Below are 22895 nucleotides of genomic sequence, written 5' to 3'. Positions count from 1 at the left end.
TATAATCCCCCCATTCCAGTACATTGCATTCTATACCGATCCGATATGAACCTCTACCCCGGATTCTTCTCCAATTTGTACTAAGTACTGCAAATCTTGCTTATTAACCGGTTCAACACTTTCCAGCATATATTTTCTGCCCAGCCCTTTATATTTACTGCTGCCGAATCGATGATAAGGCATTATCTCGATACGAATAACATGCTGTAGATTTGCTGCAAATCGGAGTATCTCCTTTAAAACCTTTAAATCCGAATTAACCCCGGGTATAAATGGAATTCTCACAATAACATTACTATGACTCTTGCTAAGCCGTAATAGATTGTCAAGTATCTGTTCATTTCCTTGACTTGTGTAACGACGGTGGGATTCCGAGTCAATATGTTTTACATCATAAAATATTAAATCAACTTTATCAAGCATCCTCTCAATATTGCACCACCCAACACATCCGCATGTCTCAATAGCCGTATGAATATCTTCTTCCTTACAAGCATCGAGCAATGCCTCCAGAAATTCAGGCTGCATAAAAGGTTCACCGCCTGAAAAAGTAACTCCACCACCAGACGTTTTGAAAAACAACTTGTCTTTATTAATAACTTCCATAACCTCACGTACCGTAATGTGTTCCCCCATTAATTCCCTTGCATTAAAATAGCATCCTTCAACACATTTGCCACAAGCAGTACACTTATTAAAATCCGTAATTAGACCAAAAGTTTCATCCTTCTTGATAGCATGCTGTGGGCACTGCGCTATACAGCGTCCGCAGCCATTACAAAGGTTTAAATAATACATAATCTGTTTACTCATACTTTGCGACTCAGGATTGGAACACCAAATACAGCCAAGGGGACAGCCTTTTAAGAAAACAGTCGTTCTGATCCCCGGACCATCCCCGGTGGCATATCGTTCAATATCAAATATTTTTCCCCTTACATCAAGATACTGCTCCATTATATAAATCTCCCATAAGCTTTTTATACGTCACAATTCAAATTTAACCCGCTGTATCAGATCATCCTGGGCTTTAGGATCTAAAGGTACAAACAGTGTACTATACCCGGAGATACGCACCATTAAATCCGGATATTTTTCAGGATGCTTCTTTGCATCTTCCAAAACATCATTATCAATTACATTAAACTGCACATGCAACCCATACTTTTCAAACAATACCTTAATCAAACTTATAGCCCGTATTCTGCCTTCAGAAGTCGTTAACGTATCTTTTGAAAGCCTCATGTTAAAGATTGCTCCTTTTTGAAACCATATACTCGGCATCTTAGCAACAGAATTTACCGCAGCAGTCGGTCCTGTTTTTTCAGCTCCATTACTGGGAGAAATCCCATTGTTAACCGGTTCTCCGGCCTTTCGTCCGTTAGGTGTCGCACCTACAAAAGAACCAAATGCAATATTCCCTGTAACCGGGCTTTGACTTATCGCATAGCAGGCAGGAATCGGACCTTTTCCATACCGCGAGTTTTTAAAATCGGATTGATAAGTGGAACCGATATATTGCAATATCTCATAGACCCATTTATCTGCTTCATCATTATCGTTTCCGTATTTCGGTGCACGGTTGGTTAAAATTTGTTTTATCTCTTCTCCTGTCGGCGACGTTGTCTGATCTTCAAAATTTGTCTCCAGCGCGTGCATGAGCTGCTCAGACGTTAATATCTTTTCTTTAAATACGGCATATTCAACTGCAGCTAAGGAATCCCCTGCTGTAACCTGTCCGGCAGTAGGGCCGCCATCCGCCGAATAAACCGAGCCTCCTTCTATAAGAGACATACCTCTCTCGATACAATCTTCGATAAGAGAAGAGCGGAATGCATTGATGTCCATCTTTTTATGCAGTTCATCATTGATATGCTCGGTAATCACCTGCCGTTCCATATAGTAATGCAGCTGCTTTTTAAATGCTTCCATTACTTCTTGCGTACTGCTGAAATCAGTTAAATTACCATCTCCCTTTAAAAGGGCTATTCCTGTTTTAGGGTCTTTCCCATTGTTTATTGTCAATTCCAATATCTTTGCAATATTTAACCAAGGACCCTTGGCTGCAAAATCCCATTTCCCGGGGATTGATGCTTCAATACATCCGTCCGGTGCCCAATTATGGAGGTCCTCGTCTTTAATCCCCATATTCTTCAAAATACGCATAAATGCTTTATCGTTATAGAATGCAGGTTGGCCTCCTTTATGTTCCTGTAATGCAATCAATGCGGCTTCAAGAAACTTATCATCCGTTCCTTCAAAGCATTTAATAGAAACAGATGGTGTTACAAGCTTGAGGTTTGAGCAGGCTTCAAGAACCAGGTGCGATACATCATTTACCGCATCCTTGCCTTCTAAGGTTTGACCTCCTACAGCTAAATTGATAAACATCTGGTATCCAAGGAAAAATTCCGTATCAGGCCATGAGCGTAATTTATTAAGTTCATTTGCTTTGATAAAAAAAGCTTCGATTAATTCCAGTCCTTTTTCTTTAGTAATGATATCTGCTTCCAAGTCTTTTTTATAAAAAGGATACAGATACTGATCAAACCGCCCTAAAGAAATCGCATGTCCATTTGTTTCAATATGCAGCATAAGCAAAACAAACCATACCGATTGAACAGCCTGCCAAAAATTCTTTACAGGATTTGCAGGGACAGTTCTACAGTTTTCAGCTATAGCAAGCAATTCCTTCTTTTTTGCCTCATCTTTTTCATTTTTAGCCATTTGTTCACATTTACCGGCAAATCTATTTGCAAATCGGATAATAGCTTTGTTTGCAATAATGACAGATTGAAGAAACCAATATTTATTGATCTCTCCCGGCATGGTCAAATCAAGTCCGGCCATACGATCCTCAGCTTTTTTAATGACACCGTTCAGTCCTTTTGTAAGCACTAAACCATAATCAACAATGACATTTCCTAAACCGGCTGAAGATACCCAAGTATCATCAATAACACCTATATCCCAAGCCTGTTTACAGTCTTCCGGCAGTATTTCCCTAAACGTTTCAAACAAACTTTTGCCGTTCCAGTAAGATAAAATGTCCATGATTTCATTCTTTGTTTCATCGGTATAATAAAACTTATCTCCCGGCCGCTCATGGAGATGATAAGGGCTCCCATTAAACTCCTGTTTGAGCCATTCGGTTGAGTATTCCGGGTAAACGGGGGAAGCTTTTGGGCTGCCGGCTTGATTACCTACGATAAGCTCCCCATCCGACATATATAAAGACATATTTTCCAAAACATGCGCAAAAGCCTTTGCGCGTCTTACTGCTATATGTTCACCTTCTGTATTTTTCATAGATTCTGTAAAATAGCGTGCCCTTTCCGGGCATATTTGAGGCTGAACCGAAAACAGTTTTTCTCTAAGATTACTGATTCGACTATTCACAATGAGTTCCCTCCTTTGCCGGATGCATTTCGACTATCCGGCACATTTTTAGCATACCTATATTTTTATATTGACTATTTCTGCCCATATTGGTTGGCTACAAAATCCTGCATTATTTTCACTTCATCATCAGGAATAACTCTTGCCACACCGATGCTCTTGCTCATAATAAGGATCTGCGCAGCTTTTTCAAGTACATCACTAACCTTAAATGCCATTTCAATAGATTCCCCTACACTTACCGCGCCATGGCTGGTTAACAAAACAGCGCTTTTTTCGCCAAGTGCTTCTACAGTATTCTTAGCTAATTCAATAGTGCCGGGCAAAGCATATTCTGCACATAATATTTTGTTTCCTATAATTTGTGCAAATTCTTCAGTTACTGCAGGTATCCCCTGTCCGGTGACAGCGAATACGGTTGAATACATAGGGTGTGTATGCACGACTGCGTTTACGTCGGGACGCTTTTGGTATATGAATATATGAAGATCTTTCTCTATAGAAGGTCTCCGGGTTCCTTGCACATGATTTCCATCTTTATCGAACACAACAATATCAGAACATTCACATGTATCATAATTCATGCCGCTAGGCGTTATAAAAATATACCCACTTTGAGAATCACGTACACTTATATTCCCCCAGGTTCCAACTGTCAGGCTTCTTTTCACCAATTCATTACCTGCATCAATGACTATTTGCTTAAACTTATCCATGTCTTGTACTCCTTTGCCAATGCTTTATTTTTGTCTATTGTCATAAGTCTCGGAAAACAATTTACACTAAACTTCCGATATGATAAAATACAATTATACGTTTTATTTTTTCTCTCGCGCTTTCTGCAGCACGAAAAACCACTGCAGAAAGCGCATATTTTTATTAATCTTTATACTGTGCAAGATACTTTTGGAAATCTTCCACTTTATCTTTAGTAATCAGTTCAGCACCACTCCAAGTTACTTCCGGAACTTCTCCGCCTTCCGCAAGTGTTTTAGCCGCTTTGACACCCTCAATACCCATTTTTGCCGGGAATTGCGCTACCGTTCCCAACATTTCATCCTGTGCTATTCTATTCAATGCTTCGTTTATTGCATCAAAACCGATAACCTTTATGTCTTTGCCGGTATCTTTCACTGCTCTGATTGCTCCAAGCGCCATACCGTCGTTACTTGCAAAGATCAGATCAATATCTTTGTTGGCTTGCAAAATATTCTGTGTTACATTATACCCTTTTTCTACTTCCCAATCTGCACTTTGTTCTGCTACTACATTGAATTTACCCTCAACTACATCGTAAAAGCCATTTCTCCTGTCTGCCGCGTTTTGCTGACCGGATATCCCTGTTAATATAGCTACATTCCCCTTTCCCCCAAGAAGCTCTAAAGCAAACTCTCCCGCAAGTTTTGCTCCATCATAGTTATTCGTTCCGATGAAAGGAACTGTTTTCAACCCACTGCTTTCAACTAGGTTTGCATCCAGCTTTGTGTCCAAATTAATTACCGGGATCCCTGCATCCTGCGCCTTTTTTAGCGCTGTCATCAATCCTTCTGAAGAACTGGGTACGATACAAATAGCATTCACTTTATTTGCAATCATGTTTTCAACTAATTGCAGCTGCTCTTCTGCGCTCCCATGTTTCTCCCCTGCTTGAACCAATAGTTTAATCCCCAGCTTGTCAGCCTCTTGTTTTGCGGCATTCACCATCGTAATGAAGTACTCATTATTGAGTGTCATCGGAATAAAACCTACCAACAACTGCTTTTCTCCCTGCTTTGCATCATTTTGCTGTGAAGCATCTTGTTTTGCATTGTCTTGCGGCGGGGTGTTTTGCTTCCCACAGCCAATCGTTGTTATCAATACACATAATAACAACATACACACAACCAGCTTTCCAAACTTTTTCATAACTTAAACACTCCTTTTGTTTTTTATATTAACAATATCCTTTTCAGGTATTGCCAATAGCACAGAGTATTAGTATGTAAACAGTTACATTTGTTTTTAAAAAATAATATCAAATATTATTGTATATTTTTATGTCATTTAGTATCGATTTCCGGGATTTTTTTATGCATTTGCGATAAGTATATAAATAAATCAAGAAAAGCTTATGTAACTGTTTACATTATAATTTTATCACCATCTTCTCTTAATGTCAATATGATTTTTATTTTCTTCGGATAAACTTTAAATGGATTGTCCCAAAGCAGCATTTGATTTTAAGACGAAAAAGCTAAATACTTTATTAATGTATTTAGCTTTTTCGCTATTTTAAGATTTTTTATCTATAAAATATTGATTGTTTTCCGCAGATTCTTCGATTTGTCTCTTAAGCAAATATCATGGCTAATACTGATATTATCACGATCGATACAATACCTTGTACTAATGTGACACCTGTCTGACATTTGTAAGCAGTTGCCGTATTCATATCGGAAAATTGCGATACAACCCAGAAATAACTGTCATTTGCATGAGATACTGTCATTGAACCTGCACCAATCGCCATAACTACTAAGACTTTTGCCATTTCGCTTGTCATCCCCATCGATGCCATTAATGGCGCTACCATCGCCGAGGTGATAATCATCGCTACGGTAGATGCTCCCATAGCGGTTTTTAACAACATTGCAATAATAAACGGAAGTAATATCCCTATATTATATTTTAATAGCGAATTACTCAATGTATCCGCAATTGGTAAAGCTCGAAGCACTGCACCTAATGCACCTCCTGCACCGGTAATCGCTAAAATTGATGCTGCATTTAATATGCCATCAGATACCCATTTAAAACTGCTTTGTTTATCTTTTTCAACTTTAGGCACTAATGTTAAAGCAAGAAATATTCCTAATAATAATGCCGTAACCGGGTTTCCGATAAAATCAAAAAATTGTTTTGCAAATCCATTCCCAAATGGCTGAGAAGGAAAATCTGCAATAGACTTTAATGCAATCAAGATAATTGGGAGTATGATAGGTGCAAAAGATTGTGCAGGACCGGGTAATTTCCCATATCTCTCTAATAACTCTTCTACAGTTGTATCCGCTTTAGCCGGCACATCAAATTTGGAGCCTACTTTCATTGCATAAATATAACCCGCCAGCATAACAGGGATGGAAATCAATAAACCTACAATAATAACAAGTCCCAGATTTGCTTTAAGTGTATCAGCCATTGCAATAGGCCCCGGTGTGGGTGGAACCAAACAATGTGTTGCATATAAGCCGGAGCTCAATGCCGTTGCCATGACAGCAAGAGAAATTTTGGACTTTTCCGCCAGCGCCCGGTTGATAGGTGAAAGAATTACGAATCCGGAGTCACAAAATACCGGTATACTGGCAATATACCCTGTTAAACTCATTGTTAGAACAGTATTCTTCTGCCCAACCAGCTTTAATATGAAATTTGCCATCGTAAGAGCAGCACCTGTTTTTTCTAAGATTGTTCCTATAATCGTTCCTGCGATAATGACAATTCCTATGCTTCCCAGAATCCCTCCAAACCCTGATGTAATAGTTTTGATCAGTTCATCAACTTGTATGCCTGCTGTTAACCCAACAAAATATGAAGCAAGCAATAAAACGATGAACGGGTGCCACTTCCACTTGGATATTAGTAAGATCATAGCTATAATAGCTATCACAACAATAAGAAAAAGACCTGTTCCGCTAACCATAACAATTCCCCCTTATAAATTTAAATATTATATACTAAAAAGGCTTATTATTAAACCTTATTTAGCCGTTGGATATATATAATTAAAAATTTAAGCAATACAGCATGGTTAAAGTTTGTATTTATAGACAAGCCTGTAATTTCTTCAATTTTCTTAATACGATAAAGCATAGTATTTTTATGTATATTCAAAAAATTCGCAGTATCCGCAATATTAAGATTATTTTTAAACATTGCTTCCAATGTCTCAATTACCCATCCCTGTATTTTTTCATTATGATTTAACAATGTTTCATAAATCTTTTTAACAAAATGTTCCAATATATCGCTATTTACATTATTCAACATATAATCCGCTTGAATATTCAAATCATTAATATTCTGTATTGACTCTTTCCCAATGTCTAATAATGTTTTTGCTTCTTCAAAAGATTTGCTATAACCTTCAAATCTTCTATAAAAGCTACCCATTGTAATTTTGATTCTATATTGAAATTTCTCTAATATAATATTACAAATTTTTTTTAGAAGATGATGTTCATTATCATGTGACTTGACTAATTGTCTCTTAAATATAACGTAGTATTGATTTACAAGTCCGGAAAAATCTTCTTTATCGATGCACCCATTATCAATTAATGTTTGCTCTATCCGATTCATTACTTTTAACAACTGTAGAGAATTCAAAGCGCGATCATCGATTATTTCGAATACTATCGCATACCTGCTTATTTCCAAATCTATCCCAGCTATTTTGGATAAACACAATATTTCTTCCTCATTTTTCTTTGCATCTTCATAAATCAACTTTCTTAAAAGCTGCTGTTTTAAATCTTTAACAAGCTTAACCTGCTCTGAAATAAGATGCTGCTCAAGTGCCAACTCCACTGACATTTTTACCAGCTTAGCTACAATACGTACTTCATCCGGGTGACCATGTACGCCAACAACACCTATTGTTTTTCCTTCAATTTTCACAGGCATATTAACGCCTTGTTTAGCTCCAGGATAGTTTGACACATCCTCGGGATAAATATCTACCACATTCCCCGATTTTATAACGTCATCGGCTCCCTTATGATATGTGTTAATACGGCTTTTCTCTCCGGATGCAATGATAAAACCATTGCAATCCATAATATTTACATTTCTGCTATCAATCGTTTCCATGGTAGCGTCTACAATCTTTTGCGCTATTTCATATAGATTCATGCAACTCCCCCTATCCGGTTAATATACCGGTATATAACTTTATTGTTGCATTATATGATCAAATAATCATCATATACTATTTAATTGTATATCTATTCAAGCACTATGCTGGTACCTGTGCAATTATAAAAAAATTTATTCCTTTGCTGCTTTAATTGCTCTACTGCCTTATCGCCTGTACAATGCGAAATACCTAACAGTTTTATATCTATTTCATTAAAGTATGCTAAAGTACTCGTAAGCTGTTTGTCGTCCGCTTCGATCAGATGAGTACCGCCTAAAATTCCATATATGGGTTTTCCCACTCTTTTTTTAATAGTTGATAGGATATTCACAATACCCGGATGAGCACATCCTACTAAGACGACTATTCCTTTTTCAGTATGAATACCAATGATAATTTCATCATTAAAATGATCTGAAACATATTTGCCGCCCGCATCAATAAAAAACCTTGGATTAATTCTTTCAAACTCCGAAATTCTTTCAAAATTGCCTGCAATAAATATTTCCGGAGTTATATAAAAAATATCCTTATTTGTACAGTGAATGCTGACACCACGCTGGTGCAAGTATTCTTCATCAAAATCATTTCCTATGAATTGTAATGCCCCATCTTTTTGCGCGAACTTCTTATAAAAAAAATCTTCATTGACAATTAACTCAAATGAAGTGCCGAACTCATTTATAAAATCTTTGAGACCTCCAGTGTGATCATAATGAGCATGACTTAAAACGACATGTGTTGTTTTAGATAAATCCACATTTAATTTATTTGCATTTTGAATAAACATATTATCTTGGCCCGTATCAAATAATATGTTGTATTTTCCTGATTGTATATAAAAAGATATTCCATGTTGATTCTGCAAAGAAAGATTTTCTCCTTTTGAATTTTCAACTAATGTAGTAATATGAATGGACATTTAAATTCCTTCTTTCTTAATATATATTTCTTAACGAATATTTATAATAACCTATATTGCTTGCAGGATATAACAGCAGATTTGCAGATTACTTGAAGCGACAAAGAATTATTAATAGTTTGTCTTTATGTAAAATCAATTATTCTATTAACTAGATTATATACATATCAGCAAACATTTTCATCATTCATTTGTACAAATTTACAACAAATTAGTTTTTAAATTTTGTGCTAACCAATAGTACTACAAGAATCCTCCCAAACATAAAAAAGCTAAATGCAAATAAATGCATTTAGCTTTTTTAATAGCCAAATATACATAACTATCCAAAAAATTCCGGCATTATAACATGATTTGAACGAACGGCCTTTTGAAGGATTGTAAAATCAATCCCCTTATTTCCTTCACTAAAAGTACAAGGATATTGCACTCCACAAGTACAGCATTGCACATATTCTTTTGCTTCCGTCTGCTCACGATTATCGAATAAAAACGGAAGAAACTCCTCAACATTCTTATGTCCGAGAACATCAGTATCTATATGATATGAATACACATAGGTAGCTTCATATTTTGCAATAAAATCCTTATTTTTACATTTAGGGCATTCTAATTGCGTTAACTGATTCAAATCGTACTCACCTTTTCTTCATTAAGCATTATATATAGTATGCTTTTATTGAAGACCAATATACCCACACAACATTTAATAAATTTACAACAAATTTATTTTAAAATTTTGTACCAGTCACACTTTATTCTTTCTCCAAACCCTTTCCATCTATAAAATCACTTATATGCATAGGATGCGGAGGACAACCGGGAACATAAACACCCTCATTCATCGGTACATTCCGTGTACAAGTGCCCAAGCGAATAATTCTTTGTGCATCCTCATCAGGCATATGGGGATTTTGGCCATAAATCAATGTACAACCCTTTAACTTTTCCAGCTTTCCTTTTACATGCAAACCATGTATATATGCATTTACCACATTGTTACATCCGCTGCAAGCATCACATGCAATAACCTTTATACCCATTTCTTCAAGCAGCTTTTCATCCAGGCTCAATCGTTGAAAGGGCCTTTTTATATTTGACAGCTCTTCACCTAGCACCTTGATTTTATCCATTTGTGTACATCCAAGACCTTGTTCTCCTGCAAGCTGGATATACTCGACTTCTTCCAATCCGAATCCCATAATGTCCATACTCACCCGGTCCACTGCAATGGTATCGGTAGAAGCCAACAGCATCCCTAAACCCACAGGCTTTCCGACCACAGGTCCCATCCCTTCCAAAGCGACTGTCCCGTCCACAATTGTCAACTCAGGCATAGCAAGATGTCCTAAGTCCACTACGGTCTGTGAAAGTCCCCATTTGTGGAACCGTTTTTTATCGGATGGATGGATGATGCCTTTCATATTTTTAAGGCCTAAAGTTACGGCTAGCGCATCATGTGTTTTCATAACAGGTACGTTAATGACTACATTGCTTTCTATAAAAGCGCGTGGAATCCTTATACGCTTGATCTGCCTGCCTAACGGATTCATGACATATGCATATTCATCCTTATGGAAATTTAAAAGATTACAGTTATGCTTTTGAGCTAATTTTCTGAACCCTAAGGCATCAAATACCTTTTCGGTATCATGGCCAATCGCCGAGCCTTCAGCGATGGTGACCTGTTTTGCTCCAACTTCCCTGCACAATTCCGCTATCGCAAAAACAACATTTGGATTTGTTGTCGCTCCAGTGGCATAATCGGCAGCACATATTAAATTGGGTTTAATTAAGATATGATCTCCGGGGGAGATCACGGACTCCATGCCCCCGATAAGGTCCACTACCTGACGTACCGCTTCTTTTACTTTTTTAAATTCGTGGTATTCCCGGCACTTCACTATAGATACTTTAGATTGTTTAAGATGCATTACATGGTCGCCTCCTGTTGGTCGGATGTTAAAGGGTTTTATTGTTCCAATTTTTAAGTATTCAATAAATACTATTTTATCATATTAGGATTGATAACGACAAATTATTCTATATAAATTACGATCATACGCGTTAAGTTAAGCTATTTTTTACCAATTTAATTGAGCAAATAGTGTTCCTGCAATCGCTCAACCGTGGTTTTGCGATTACGTTTATCATGTAAGCTTTGTTCGGCCGCTCTTTTAAGAATCAGTCGCAGTTCCGATATTGCTTCAGTGGTTGCATAAAGGCTTGAAAATATTTTTTCCACCTTTGTCGCAATTAGTTTGATAAACGACATCATACTAATGCATCTGTTTTTTTGTTGGTACATGAGGGCATACAGTGCTGAGTAGACTGTGAAAATTAGTATAATGGCAATTAACCTTCCATATAGAAGACACTCTAATTGCTCTTTACCACAGTTGCCTACTTTGCCAAGGTTTAGATAGCTTTTGCAAGCCTTAAATAAAAGCTCTATCTGCCATCTAGCTCTGTACAATTCACAGGCTGCCTTTGGAGTAAGCATATGTGCTGGGGCGTTAGTAATTAGAAGGTTCCATCCTAATAACTCTAAGTCATAGTCACTCAGTGTTTTGCCTTGTGACTTTGCTTTTTTATTTGCTTTGCGCCTACGTTCATTAGCGACTTCATCAGGTAAACGTACACCAATCAGCCGACATTGTAGTAATTTAGAATACTTGGTGCCAAAGTATACATCTATATCAACACTGGAGCTGTTTTTTAAAACACTTAAAAGGTCTAAGGCTTTAAAAGATTTAGTGTCAGAATTTTGTATTTGAAAAACAGTATTTGATTTAATTCGGCTAAGAAAATATGCACCTTTGGATATTATTTTCCTAAACAAATCTTTACTGTAATATCCTAAGTCAGTAATTAACAGCTCACCATGATGAATGTGTTTTAGAAGTTCATCTTTATAGCCGGCATCTGGACCAGGCGCCTTTGTCAACTCCATATTTGTGATAGTTCTGGACTTAAGGCTATATATAGTCTGGATTTTTAGAGCAGCTTTTGCATTATTGCCACCAAGACCTTTCCAGACATCTGCTAATTTGTCCGGAAGAGTAACTTTAGAGCTATCACATATTTTTACATCAGTAAAAGCTTGGAGCACATCGAGATTCTGGACAGTTATTGCTCTCTTGGCAGAATACTCAACTGCTGACTGGAATACTTGTTTTAGCAATAAAGCACTTGTAGCCAAACGTTGAAAAAGTCCTTCGCGTGTTATACTAAGTCCGCGTTGAATATTTTCGCATTTAGAAGCAGTTTGACGTAAGGATGGATTAGGGGTGTCCCATAAGCCGAATGTAAATACTTTTACTATAGTATCTGGCAGCAGCTTAGAGCGGCGCACCGTAAACCCTGTGTCCTTAGAAATTTCCAGTATTTTTGTCTTTCCTAAAAAGCAAATAAAGCTTATAATTAGTGATATGGGAACTTGAAACATGGGAACCTCACCTTTCATTTCTCTATTACTTTGAGGTTCTCATGTTTTTTTCTTTTTTGCAAATGTAATTATTGGTTTACCATAACATGGCTTAGCTTAACGCGTATGAAATTACGATAAAGAATTTACATCAGCAATCATTTAGTGAGGAGTGGGGAGTCTTTACGCTCTCCTCACTCCCCACTCCTCACTAAAGCAATATATTCCATGTAAAATCTTTAATGCATTTAATATAGCAGCAGAAAAATAAAATTTCATAATCACTTATTTCTAAAATCAACAATATCACTCATATATGGTAATGAAGTCTGCGCCCCTTTTTTCATTACAGTCAGCGTACCTACAATGTTAGCTAGGTCAATTGCAGAATCAATATCCTCTCCTTCGCAAAGTGCATAAGCCAAAGCTCCGGTAAAAGAGTCTCCTGCTGCTGTTGTGTCTATCACTTTAACCTCCGGTACCGGCTTATGAATGATTTCACCACCTTTATTATAAACAACACCTTTACTCCCAAGTGTAATCACTACCTGTTTTACTCCTTTATGAATAAAATACGGAATGGCCGCTTTTGCATGCTCTATACTATCTACTGTTAATCCGGTGATTATCTCGCACTCACTCTCGTTAGGTGTTATAATATCTATATTTGAAAGGAATTCATCACTTAATTTTACAGCTGGCGCAGGATTAACCAAGACCGGCACATGATGCTTTTTGGCTATTTCTATTGCTTTGCATACGGTTCCCAATGGTATTTCAAACTGCACTACAAGTATTGAACTTTCTTTAATCACTTCTTCCAGATCACTGAGCATTTCTACCGACAGTTTTGAATTCGCACCTGGCGAAACGATGATGGAATTATTCCCGTCTTTAATAGTAATCACTGCAATCCCTGTCGAAACGCCCTCAATGACATTAAGATCCTCAACATTAATATTATTTGCAAGAAGATTACCGATTAAATCCTTACCGAAGATATCATCGCCAACACACCCAATCATCTTCACGTCTCCACCTAATCTAGCAGCCGCTACTGCTTGATTTGCGCCCTTGCCTCCCGGTGCGGTCATAAATTCAGTTCCCAAAACAGTTTCTCCCAGCGCCGGTACCTTTGGGGTGTGAACTACCAAGTCCATATTAAGACTGCCTGCTACAATAATCCTTTTAGACATTCTATTAACCCTCCTTCCAAAAATATATAGATAAAAAACTCTAAAATTATAAATTGGTACACGGAAGTAGGAATACCACTGAGGAACCGCCCCCATGTGGCATTCCGGTAAGATTATTTCAAACTTTAAGGTTTTTTATCTATAATCATTCATGTTTATATTATACCTGAGAACTGAATGTTCAAGACTGAAATCTAAAGCAATATTTTAAATCTCAGTAATTTTGAATCTTAACTATAATTTTTCAATCATTGCTTCTGCTTTCTCCATTGCCAGTACCACATCTTCAGCAGTAACCTTAAATGGCATGTTTTGCATCGGATCACTTAATATCGACTTTTCCGCCACTTCTTGAATCACTCTAGGGGCAAAAGGGAGCTTTAGTCCTTTAAAGGACGGCTCAAGATCCAATTGTCTAAAAAAGTTAACAATGCGCTTTATTTCTTCTATCGGAGTTTTCTCCATGATAAGTTGAACAATAATACCGTAACCGATTTTAAACCCATGTAATACATCATGACTCTCAGGAATAATGGACAAACCTGCGTGAAGACCATGCGCAACTGCACCCCTTGTTTTTTTACCGATGCTTTGAATAACAGCGGCTAGATAGATATTCAAGTCGGCTACAATAACAACCGAATCTGCTGCCTGATTATTCTTTACGGCTTGTACCGCATCTATCGCGTGTTTTTCCATTAACTCATTTAAAAGCAAAGCTAATCTGACAGCTGATGATGCAAAGATATCCGGATTCCGGATACCTCCGAAGGCAGCATTCCCTTCATACCATTTTGAAATGGAATCAAGAATGCCTGATTCAAGATATTCAACAGGAGCATTTGCAATAATCTGAGGATCTACCAAAACAAGGTTTGGATTTCTTTCAAGGTAATGGTCTTTCTTATGTACACCTTCCTGAGTATATATTACACTTAATACCGACGCGGCAGCGCATGTTGCAGCAATGGTAGGTATACAAACAATCGGGACACCGCAGATTTCTGCTGCCCTTTTGGCAGTATCCAATGATTTTCCTCCCCCAACTCCTATAATTGCATCGAAATTCATTTTCTGCACTTTTTCAGTAACGATAGATATATTTTCATCACAACATTCTCCAGAAAAATGATTTATCTCCCACTTTATACCGGCTTCATCCAGAGCAGCGAACAGCTTATTTTCCACCGCCTTTAATGCTCTAGCACCGCTGCTTACCAACACCCTTTTTCCCCATTTTAGAATAAATCGCCCACAGCCATCCAGTACATTATTCCTGCTGATGTACTGTGTAGGAGCAGTTAATAAATAGTCTACATTCGGGTCAATATTCTTCATATATTATCCAACACTCCTTTTCTGATTTTGAGAGGCTACCATAATAAAACTCTAATTACTGTTTAGTTTAATAATCGAACCGTTTCGCCTATTAGGCAAATAAAGTTTAAGTATGCGAATTTTTTTGATTACCTCTTTGAACTCTTATATAGATAAAAAACTCTAAAAGTAAAAATTGGGACACGGAAGTAGGAATGCTACTTGGGGACGGTTCGTCTGTGGCATATGATTTTCATGCTACTGAGGAACTGTCCCCATGTGGCATTCCGGTAAGAATATTTCTAACTTTACAATTAACTATCTATATGATAATTATGACTAGTTTTAGACTTTTTAATGGAACATTTCATGTGGACTCTCTAACAATTAATTTCGGTTCCAGTACTATATGCTCACTTTTTAAAGATCTATCTTCTATCCTTTTTATCAATAACTCAGCAGCCTTTTCCCCCATCCAATACTTTGGCTGATGAATAGTGGTTAAAGACGGAATAAACATCCCTGCGATACTTATATCATCATATCCAACTACCGATACATCCTCCGGAACTCTGACTCCTTTTTCAATTAAAGCTCTTACTGCTCCTAGTGCAATTACATCACTTGCAGCAAATATGGACTTTATTCCGCTGCCTTCATCATAAATCGTGCGAATAATATCATATCCCCCCTGAAAACTCACGTCACACTGATGCACCAATAATTCATTGTATTCAATTCCTTCAGATTTCAATGCATTTAAATATCCTGTCATTCTTTCAAAAAATGAACTCCTGGATAATGGACCGGTCAGCAGCGTTACTTCTGATTTTCTTCTTTCTAACAAATACTTCGTAGCAGTATATCCTCCCTTAATATCATCTACTAAAACAGAGCATATATTGTCCCCAACCTTGCTATTAATAAATACAATAGGAGTATCTTGTTTATTCTTTATAATATGATGGTTACGGCATGTTCCTATAAAGATGATCCCATCAATATCTTTGCTATATAAGGTATTGAGATACTCCTTTTCCTTTTTGGAATCTTTATCCGTATTGCATAATATAACATTATAACCATATTTGTTCGCCACATCTTCGATCCCTCGGGTTGTCTCAGTAAAGAATAAATTACAAATATCCGGCAGCATAATTCCTATCGTCAAAGTCTTTTTGGTTTTTAAACTCCGTGCAACAGATCTAGGCTGGTAATTAAGTTCTTCAATCACCTGCATGATTCTTTCTTTTGTTTCAGGTTTAACTTTCTTTCTATTATTTAGCACATAAGAAACGGTACTAACCGCCACATTAGCCTTCTTAGCAATATCTCTGATTGTTGCCATTTCCTTACCTCTCCGGAAACATTTTAAATTTATTGTATGCGAAATTAGAAAATTCTTCAAGAGAATAATAAAATATATACTATTCTTTTATACCCCTAAATATGCCTTCTTTATTTCGGGACTTTCAGCCAATTCACTGCTTGGACCTTGATATTTTACATTGCCTACTTCCAGCACATAAGTCATTGATGTGATATTCATTGCCATACTCGCATTTTGTTCAACTAGAATAATAGGTATTTTCTTTATTTTATTTATATTCACAATGACATCAAACACTTCATCTACGATTACCGGTGCTAACCCTAGAGAAGGTTCATCAAGCATAAGTAGTTTGGGATTTCCCATTAATCCTCGTGCAATGGCAAGCATTTGTTGCTCTCCTCCGCTTAACGTACCTCCCAATTGATTCAAACGCTCTTTCAACCTGGGAAATATCGCCAAAACACTTTCTGCTTCTTCTGCATACCGCTTTGGACTCATCTTCCTGGAATACCCGCCCATTTCAATATTTTCCGCTACTGTCAGATCATAAAATATTCTTCTTCCTTCGGGAACATAGATGATTCCTTTCTTTATAATTTTATGAGTGGGTTGATTATTTATAGTCTCTTCCATAAACTTTATCTCTCCGCCAGCCGGTTTGTTAAGTCCGACAATCGTGCTCATCAACGTGGTTTTTCCTGCACCATTTGAACCGATAATAGATACTATTTGATTCTCTTTTACTTCCAGTGATACATTAAAAAGTGCCTGAACCTTCCCGTAAAAAACATTGATATTTTTAATTTCCAGCATTTATATCACCACCACAAACCATTTATTTTATTTTCTTTTACTTCCCAGATAAGCCTTGATAACCTCTTCGTTATTCTGTATTTCCATTGGTGAGCCTTCTGCAATCTTAGCTCCGAAATTCAGCACCGTCACTTTGTGGCTGATGGACATGACAACATCCATATTGTGCTCGATTAATAATAGAGTTTTTCCTTGCTTATACAACTTCACCAGTATCGATACTACCTCCAGCCTTTCAGATGGATTCAATCCTGCAGCCGGCTCATCTAATAAAATCAAACTGGGATCTCCCATAAGTGTTCTTCCAATTTCAAGTACCTTTTGACGTCCATAGGGCAGATTTTTTACTAGCTCATCCTTCAAATGGTACATACCCAAAAAAAACAAAAGTTCTTCTGCCTTTTCTCTTAAAAATCGCTCTTCCTTCCTAGCTGCAGGAATATTAAGCAAAAAGCTTTGGAATCCTAAATTCCCTTTGCTATGACCTCCCACCATAACATTTTCAAGCACTGTCATGGAACTATACAGTTTTATATTCTGAAATGTCCTCCCTATTCCTTTTTGAGCTATTTTAAATGTTGGCAAGGCGCTGATTACCTCATTATTAAAACTAATCGCTCCTTCTGTTGCCTTCAATACTCCGGCAATCATGTTTAGTGAAGTTGTTTTTCCCGAGCCATTGGGACCGATCAGCGCGTGTATACTTTTTTCTTCAATCTTCATTGAAAGGTGATCTACAGCAGTTAAACCACCAAACTTTTTAGTCACATTTTCCAATTGCATTATAGCTGGCAAGATTGTTGACCTCCCTTCGCATTTCCTTTCTTTTGCTTGAAAGGATTTTTAAAGATTGATACTAATCCATGAGGCAAGGTTATTACAATGATCAATACAATTACACTAAATATTAACCAATAATAATCTTTTAAGAAACGCAGATATTCGGGCAGCGTTGTGACAACAATTCCTCCTATAATGCTGCCTGGTACAGACCCTATTCCGCCTAACATAAGCATCATTAAATACTTAACTGACAAATCAATGTTAAAATCAGATGGATTGATATAACCCATTAAATGTGCATATAGTGCTCCCGCGATGCAAGCATATACAGTAGATAAACAAAAAGCAATGATTTTTATTTCAGCGATATTGATACCACATGCTTCAACAGCCTCGTCATTATCCCGTATGGCTTTAAAAGCTCTTCCCCATTTTGAATTGATTATTCTTAGCGAAAGCATGATTAACATGATTAGAATACCAAGCAATAGATAGTAATAAGCTCTTTCATTATCTATCTTTATTCCAAAAAGATTATATGGCGGAATACTCATTACACCCTGAGTACCTCCTGTAATTCCTGCCAAATTTGTTAAAAGCAATCTTACAATTTCCGCAAAGCCAATGGTAGTAAGTGCAAGGTAAATCCCTTTGATTCTTAAACTTGGCCATCCTAAAACAATGCCGACAATAAGTCCCATCATAATAGCAAGGATTAAACCAATCCACGGTGAGAAGTGCAGCTTGGTAGTAAATAGAGCAGATGTATAAGCACCTGCTGCAAATATCCCTGCCATACCAAGATTAGTTTGCCCGGTAAGACCGGTAATGAAGTTCAACCCGAGAACCACCATTATATTAATAAGCGTCTGATCAAAGAGCATACGATAGTAACTGTTTTTTACAAATAACGGAATTAGAAGCAGTAATATTCCGAACACTATGTACATCACAAGATAGTTTTTGGACTTTTTCATTGCGTCACACCCCTATAAAAGATAATAAGGAATTTATCATCTACATTCCGAATGAATGTTGCAGAGTAAAAACCTAATCAATCAGGTACTTCTCTTTCCTATGATTCCCTGCGGCCTAATCAACAAGAATAATATAAACAATACAAATGCTACAACATCTTTATATATGGCCGGTCCGAACATAAGATATATGTTTTCTATTAATCCAATAAAAACACCACCTGCAATGGCACCCGGAATTGTTCCGAATCCTCCTACTACACTGGCTGCAAAACCCTTCAAACCGATCATATTAGCCATATTGACTTCAATACTGAACAAAGGAATAATCATAATCCCAATAATACAGCAAATAATTGAACTGAAAACTACTGTAATCACGATATTCCTGCTTACATCTATCCCCATTAATGCTGAAGCTACTTTATCTTGAGCAACACAACGCATTGCTTTACCTATTTTCGTTTTAGTGAAAAGTAAATGCTGCAGAATCAAAAACAAAATAGAAATAATGATAATATATACACTGGCTTTAGGTAATGCAATGTTTCCTACTCTTGCAGTCCCTGTTAAAAAATTTTCCAGTGTAAAAGGTTCCGGTCCCCAAAACAACCTTGCTATTTCCGCAATAATTTTGGCTAGCATAATGGTTCCCATTACTGCATATAAGTCAGACGGCATATTCCTTAGCGGATTAAAGATCCCTGTTGCAACCGCCGCACCAAATAGACCCATTAATACCGATGCAAGAATAAACGCGATAAAGAAGTTTAGACCAAGATGATTCACCATCGTTCCTCCAAATACATACGCACCCAGCATGATGAATTTATCATGACCGAAATTAATTAAACTGCTTGCATTCCAAATAAGTGAAAACTCTATGGCAACCAAGCAATAAATACAACCGAATGCTATACCACTTATTATAAGCTGAAGAGCTGTTTCCATCTTTCCTCCCCCTCATATTCGTTTTTCTTACTTTTTGAATATAAATTTTATTTTTATCTATAGAGAATACAGCATGTACATGCTGTATTCTCTTCTTCTATTCTGCTTAGCCTAAGAGAACTTCCAGAGGTTTCTGCATCTGTTTCTTTGTTTCGCTATCCAGTTCACGCAGGGGTCTTCTTGGTATGCCTACCGGCACTCCCTGTACGTTTACCGCCCATTTGAGCATTTCTAACCAATGCACTTTTTCATTGACTTTCGGGTCCATAAAGAAGTTTATAAACGGCAGAAATTGTTTGCATACTGGAAGCAGGTAACGGCACCCTCGGGATTCAGTTTTAGTAATTCGGTTAGTGGTGCCAGAATAGGCATAGTAAGTGATGCAACACCGGAAGTGGTCGGAACAACAATGCTTATAAGACCCTCGATAAGATACATGGCAGTAATAAACAAAGCACTTGGAACCGTATGTAAAAATCCAGTGAGCGTATGCAGAATTGTATCGATAATCATACCGCTTTCCGCCATATAAGAATGCCCCGGCTAACACCGATAATCAGACCGGCATAGACAAAATCACCCATTCCCTTTACAAATTCGCGGGCCATTTCGTTTACCTTCAATCCGCCTAAAATACCGGTCAACAATCCCATCGCAATAAATACAGCGGATAATTCATCCATATACCAGCCGAATTTCACTAAGCCATATACCATTAATACCATGCAGAAGCCAAAAGAAAGCAATACCAGTTTTTGACGTACTGTAAATTCTTCTTCAGACGATTCTGCACTAACGATTTCTTCCCGCCAGGTTAAATCGGTCTTATAAGTTATTGAGGAAAGTGGGTTTTCTTTTACTTTTTTAGCATATCGAAGCACAAAAAGAATTGCCAATGCTTCAAGAAAGATAAATTGGAGGAAACGGAAGAATAACTGAGGGTTACCCGCAATACCGGCAACGCCCTGCGCAATCAGGACATTAAAAGATTTACCGTACCCGCCGCAACGCCAATGCCGGAACCTAAAAATACAATAAGGAAGGTAGTCATGGAATCGTAACCTAAATTAAACATGAGAGGCATAAAGATTAAATAAAATGGAATCAGTTCTTCCGCCATTCCTGTCATTGTTCCGCCAACGCCAAATAGCAGCATGGAGAACGGTATAATAAATGCCCCTTTATTACCAAACTTTTTTATAGCGCGTTTCATGCCTGCCGTAATTGCACCGGTCTTATTCAGAATCTGAAAAGCACCGCCCAACAATAAAACAAATGCAACAACATCTGCGGATTTTTGAACACCTCTTGTAGGCGCCATTAGAATATCAAATATACCCTGACGGGTATCGCCGTCTTTAGTAACCTTTTGAACTGAGTGATAAGTTCCGTCCACAGGAACCGACTTGGTGCTGGAACCCACGGTGACATCCCTACGGTCATATTGGCCGCTTGGAATAACCCAGGTGAGCCCCCCCATGATTACGATAAATATAAAAGCCAGCGCATAGATATGTGGAAGATTCATTTTCCTTTTTTCATTTGTAACAGCTGTAACAGCGGTTTTGTTATCCATAATAATCCTCCTAAATCTTTGTCCATTAAATTTTTAATCAAACCTAGAAAAACCTTCGAGAACAGACACGTTAAAAGGCTTAACCTTAAAATCGAGTTCTTCTTCGATACGAATACCATCGTTTAATGAAATCACTCGTTCGCCGCTTCTAGGTGCACCGGTTTTCAACATCTGAGCTCCAACGGCAACAGCAAGATCTGTCGTAGGATCGTCCAAAACGCCGCCCGCTCGGCCGGAGGCTACAATTAAAAGACCATTATCCTTCATAAATTGTACGGTATCCAATGTCTCCGTCAAAGTCCCTACCTGATTAGGCTTCAATCATCCCTTTAACTGCGCCAATATTTACCGCCTTTTTTGCGCGTTCAATACTTGTGCAAAGGAAATCGTCACCGATAACGGCAGCCTCTATCCTCTGGGAAGCCAGGCGGAACCCTTCAAAATCCTCCTCCTCAAGTGCGTCTTCGACAAATCCGATAGGATACTTTGTACATAAGCCCGACAATATCGTTATGATTTCATCCCGATCCGCATATTTGCCACGATATAAATAAAGGCCTTTTTGCTCATCGTAAAATTCGCTGGCGGCGCAGTCCATGGCAAAACATGCTTTATTTTGATAACCAGTCTGTGCAACTGCTTCCATAAGAATATCAAAGATAACGGATGGGTCGTCAGAAGGAGCACCATAGCCGCAGTAATTCCCAGTTATGGCAGGTTGTTTGCGATACTTTTCGATTAACTCGCCTACCTTATAGAATACCTCTACTCCAACTTGGACAGCTTCCATAAAAGTATCCACATTTCTCGGAATCAGCATAAACTCTTGGAACGGCTGCGTAATGCCATAATAGGTACCGCCATTAATCAGATTAAGTGCCGGTGCAAAGTGAGTTTTGATCTCTCCCAATGCCATATACCTATAAAACGGCTGCCTTGTATAGGCGGCGCCGGCACGAGCAGCCGCAAAAGATGCTGCGTTAATTGTATTGCCCCCCAGTTTTTCCTTATTGGGAGTACCATCAAGTTCGAGAAGCCTTTGGTCAATCCCTTTTTGATCGGTAACATCCATGCCAACAAGAGCTGGTTCTATGTATTCTTTTATATTTTCAATTGCTTTAAAAACACTTAACCCGGCAAAAAGTTTTGGATCTCCATCGCGCAGCACAACCGATTCATTTTTCCCTACCGACGTGCCTGTGGATGCGCCGGAACGTCCGAGAGATCCATCTTCTGTGATAACATCTACTTCAATCACGGGCGGCCATTGCAGTCGATTAACTGACGCGCCTTAACACTACTAATTT

The 22895-nt window shown here is 37.8% G+C and carries 21 protein-coding genes and 1 pseudogene; all 22 read right to left on the bottom strand.

Translation table 11 applies throughout. The features are described 5' to 3' along the window. Positions 1-30 precede the first annotated feature (30 nt). Positions 31-957 carry a glycyl-radical enzyme activating protein gene (locus QKW49_RS19990; protein WP_282864400.1) on the bottom strand — a complete coding sequence of 309 codons (927 nt, stop codon included), beginning with the start codon at positions 955-957 and terminating at the stop codon, positions 31-33. Between the two features lie 30 nt (positions 958-987). Further along, a complete protein-coding gene (locus tag QKW49_RS19985; protein WP_282864399.1) occupies positions 988-3399 on the bottom strand; it encodes a formate C-acetyltransferase/glycerol dehydratase family glycyl radical enzyme in 2412 nt (803 codons plus the stop codon). A 74-nt stretch (positions 3400-3473) separates the two neighbouring features. Continuing rightward, the gene (locus tag QKW49_RS19980; RefSeq protein ID WP_282864398.1) at positions 3474-4115 is read right to left on the bottom strand and encodes a class II aldolase/adducin family protein; all 642 of its coding nucleotides are present in this window, start codon (positions 4113-4115) and stop codon (positions 3474-3476) included. Between the two features lie 163 nt (positions 4116-4278). After that, entirely contained in the window at positions 4279-5304 is a 1026-nt protein-coding gene (locus tag QKW49_RS19975; protein WP_282864397.1) for a sugar ABC transporter substrate-binding protein, read from the bottom strand. A gap of 424 nt (positions 5305-5728) precedes the next feature. Then, a complete protein-coding gene (locus tag QKW49_RS19970; protein ID WP_282864396.1) occupies positions 5729-7078 on the bottom strand; it encodes a GntP family permease in 1350 nt (449 codons plus the stop codon). Between the two features lie 50 nt (positions 7079-7128). Beyond that, positions 7129-8289 (bottom strand): sugar diacid recognition domain-containing protein, encoded by a 1161-nt coding sequence (locus tag QKW49_RS19965; protein ID WP_282864395.1) that lies wholly within the window; start codon positions 8287-8289, stop codon positions 7129-7131. Between the two features lie 92 nt (positions 8290-8381). Continuing rightward, entirely contained in the window at positions 8382-9215 is an 834-nt protein-coding gene (locus QKW49_RS19960) for an MBL fold metallo-hydrolase (RefSeq protein WP_282864394.1), read from the bottom strand. A gap of 322 nt (positions 9216-9537) precedes the next feature. Continuing rightward, positions 9538-9846: a hypothetical protein gene (locus QKW49_RS19955; protein ID WP_282864393.1), complete on the bottom strand. Its 309-nt coding sequence runs from the start codon at positions 9844-9846 to the stop codon at positions 9538-9540. Positions 9847-9970: 124 nt separating this feature from the next. Further along, complete coding sequence (locus QKW49_RS19950; RefSeq protein WP_282864392.1) at positions 9971-11149, bottom strand: DUF362 domain-containing protein; 1179 nt, start codon at positions 11147-11149, stop codon at positions 9971-9973. Between the two features lie 158 nt (positions 11150-11307). Next, the gene (locus QKW49_RS19945; protein WP_282863409.1) at positions 11308-12663 is read right to left on the bottom strand and encodes an IS4 family transposase; all 1356 of its coding nucleotides are present in this window, start codon (positions 12661-12663) and stop codon (positions 11308-11310) included. Positions 12664-12923: 260 nt separating this feature from the next. After that, positions 12924-13838 carry a ribokinase gene (rbsK, locus tag QKW49_RS19940; protein ID WP_282864391.1) on the bottom strand — a complete coding sequence of 305 codons (915 nt, stop codon included), beginning with the start codon at positions 13836-13838 and terminating at the stop codon, positions 12924-12926. 234 nt (positions 13839-14072) lie between these two features. Continuing rightward, positions 14073-15176 carry an iron-containing alcohol dehydrogenase family protein gene (locus tag QKW49_RS19935; RefSeq protein WP_282864390.1) on the bottom strand — a complete coding sequence of 368 codons (1104 nt, stop codon included), beginning with the start codon at positions 15174-15176 and terminating at the stop codon, positions 14073-14075. A 346-nt stretch (positions 15177-15522) separates the two neighbouring features. Beyond that, the gene (locus QKW49_RS19930; RefSeq protein WP_282864389.1) at positions 15523-16503 is read right to left on the bottom strand and encodes a LacI family DNA-binding transcriptional regulator; all 981 of its coding nucleotides are present in this window, start codon (positions 16501-16503) and stop codon (positions 15523-15525) included. Positions 16504-16590: 87 nt separating this feature from the next. Next, complete coding sequence (locus QKW49_RS19925) at positions 16591-17301, bottom strand: ABC transporter ATP-binding protein (RefSeq protein ID WP_282864388.1); 711 nt, start codon at positions 17299-17301, stop codon at positions 16591-16593. 27 nt (positions 17302-17328) lie between these two features. After that, positions 17329-18096 carry an ABC transporter ATP-binding protein gene (locus QKW49_RS19920; protein WP_349239047.1) on the bottom strand — a complete coding sequence of 256 codons (768 nt, stop codon included), beginning with the start codon at positions 18094-18096 and terminating at the stop codon, positions 17329-17331. Next, entirely contained in the window at positions 18084-19061 is a 978-nt protein-coding gene (locus QKW49_RS19915) for a branched-chain amino acid ABC transporter permease (RefSeq protein ID WP_282864387.1), read from the bottom strand. Before QKW49_RS19915 ends, QKW49_RS19920 begins: the two co-directional genes overlap by 13 nt. 81 nt (positions 19062-19142) lie before the next feature. After that, on the bottom strand, positions 19143-20012 hold the full coding sequence (locus tag QKW49_RS19910) for a branched-chain amino acid ABC transporter permease (RefSeq protein WP_282864386.1): 870 nt from the start codon (positions 20010-20012) through the stop codon (positions 19143-19145). 106 nt (positions 20013-20118) lie between these two features. Continuing rightward, complete coding sequence (locus QKW49_RS19905) at positions 20119-20256, bottom strand: hypothetical protein (RefSeq protein WP_282864385.1); 138 nt, start codon at positions 20254-20256, stop codon at positions 20119-20121. Between the two features lie 32 nt (positions 20257-20288). Then, positions 20289-20965: pseudogene (locus QKW49_RS19900) on the bottom strand (hypothetical protein). 20 nt (positions 20966-20985) lie between these two features. Then, positions 20986-21588, bottom strand: coding sequence for a hypothetical protein (locus QKW49_RS19895; protein ID WP_282864384.1), 603 nt, complete (start codon positions 21586-21588; stop codon positions 20986-20988). A gap of 33 nt (positions 21589-21621) precedes the next feature. Then, the gene (locus QKW49_RS19890; protein ID WP_282864383.1) at positions 21622-21855 is read right to left on the bottom strand and encodes a hypothetical protein; all 234 of its coding nucleotides are present in this window, start codon (positions 21853-21855) and stop codon (positions 21622-21624) included. Positions 21856-21898: 43 nt separating this feature from the next. Then, positions 21899-22846 carry a phosphopyruvate hydratase gene (locus QKW49_RS19885; RefSeq protein ID WP_282864382.1) on the bottom strand — a complete coding sequence of 316 codons (948 nt, stop codon included), beginning with the start codon at positions 22844-22846 and terminating at the stop codon, positions 21899-21901. Positions 22847-22895: the final 49 nt, after the last annotated feature.

It is taken from the genome of Petroclostridium sp. X23 (assembly GCF_030013905.1).
In the GTDB taxonomy this organism is placed as follows: domain Bacteria; phylum Bacillota; class Clostridia; order SK-Y3; family SK-Y3; genus X23.
The sequence above is the reverse complement of the archived record's forward strand: the minus strand, read 5'-3'. Positions and strand labels throughout refer to the sequence as shown.

Bases quoted from the DNA above. Each gene is read 5' to 3' on its own strand.
- QKW49_RS19990 (WP_282864400.1), bottom strand. From the start codon at position 957: ATGGAGCAGTATCTTGATGTAAGGGGAAAAATATTTGATATTGAACGA.
- QKW49_RS19980 (WP_282864398.1), bottom strand. From the start codon at position 4,115: ATGGATAAGTTTAAGCAAATAGTCATTGATGCAGGTAATGAATTGGTG.
- QKW49_RS19975 (WP_282864397.1), bottom strand. From the start codon at position 5,304: ATGAAAAAGTTTGGAAAGCTGGTTGTGTGTATGTTGTTATTATGTGTA.
- QKW49_RS19970 (WP_282864396.1), bottom strand. From the start codon at position 7,078: ATGGTTAGCGGAACAGGTCTTTTTCTTATTGTTGTGATAGCTATTATA.
- QKW49_RS19965 (WP_282864395.1), bottom strand. From the start codon at position 8,289: ATGAATCTATATGAAATAGCGCAAAAGATTGTAGACGCTACCATGGAA.
- QKW49_RS19960 (WP_282864394.1), bottom strand. From the start codon at position 9,215: ATGTCCATTCATATTACTACATTAGTTGAAAATTCAAAAGGAGAAAAT.
- QKW49_RS19950 (WP_282864392.1), bottom strand. From the start codon at position 11,149: ATGCATCTTAAACAATCTAAAGTATCTATAGTGAAGTGCCGGGAATAC.
- QKW49_RS19945 (WP_282863409.1), bottom strand. From the start codon at position 12,663: ATGTTTCAAGTTCCCATATCACTAATTATAAGCTTTATTTGCTTTTTA.
- rbsK (WP_282864391.1), bottom strand. From the start codon at position 13,838: ATGTCTAAAAGGATTATTGTAGCAGGCAGTCTTAATATGGACTTGGTA.
- QKW49_RS19935 (WP_282864390.1), bottom strand. From the start codon at position 15,176: ATGAAGAATATTGACCCGAATGTAGACTATTTATTAACTGCTCCTACA.
- QKW49_RS19930 (WP_282864389.1), bottom strand. From the start codon at position 16,503: ATGGCAACAATCAGAGATATTGCTAAGAAGGCTAATGTGGCGGTTAGT.
- QKW49_RS19925 (WP_282864388.1), bottom strand. From the start codon at position 17,301: ATGCTGGAAATTAAAAATATCAATGTTTTTTACGGGAAGGTTCAGGCA.
- QKW49_RS19915 (WP_282864387.1), bottom strand. From the start codon at position 19,061: ATGAAAAAGTCCAAAAACTATCTTGTGATGTACATAGTGTTCGGAATA.
- QKW49_RS19910 (WP_282864386.1), bottom strand. From the start codon at position 20,012: ATGGAAACAGCTCTTCAGCTTATAATAAGTGGTATAGCATTCGGTTGT.
- QKW49_RS19895 (WP_282864384.1), bottom strand. From the start codon at position 21,588: ATGGATAACAAAACCGCTGTTACAGCTGTTACAAATGAAAAAAGGAAA.
- QKW49_RS19890 (WP_282864383.1), bottom strand. From the start codon at position 21,855: ATGAAGGATAATGGTCTTTTAATTGTAGCCTCCGGCCGAGCGGGCGGC.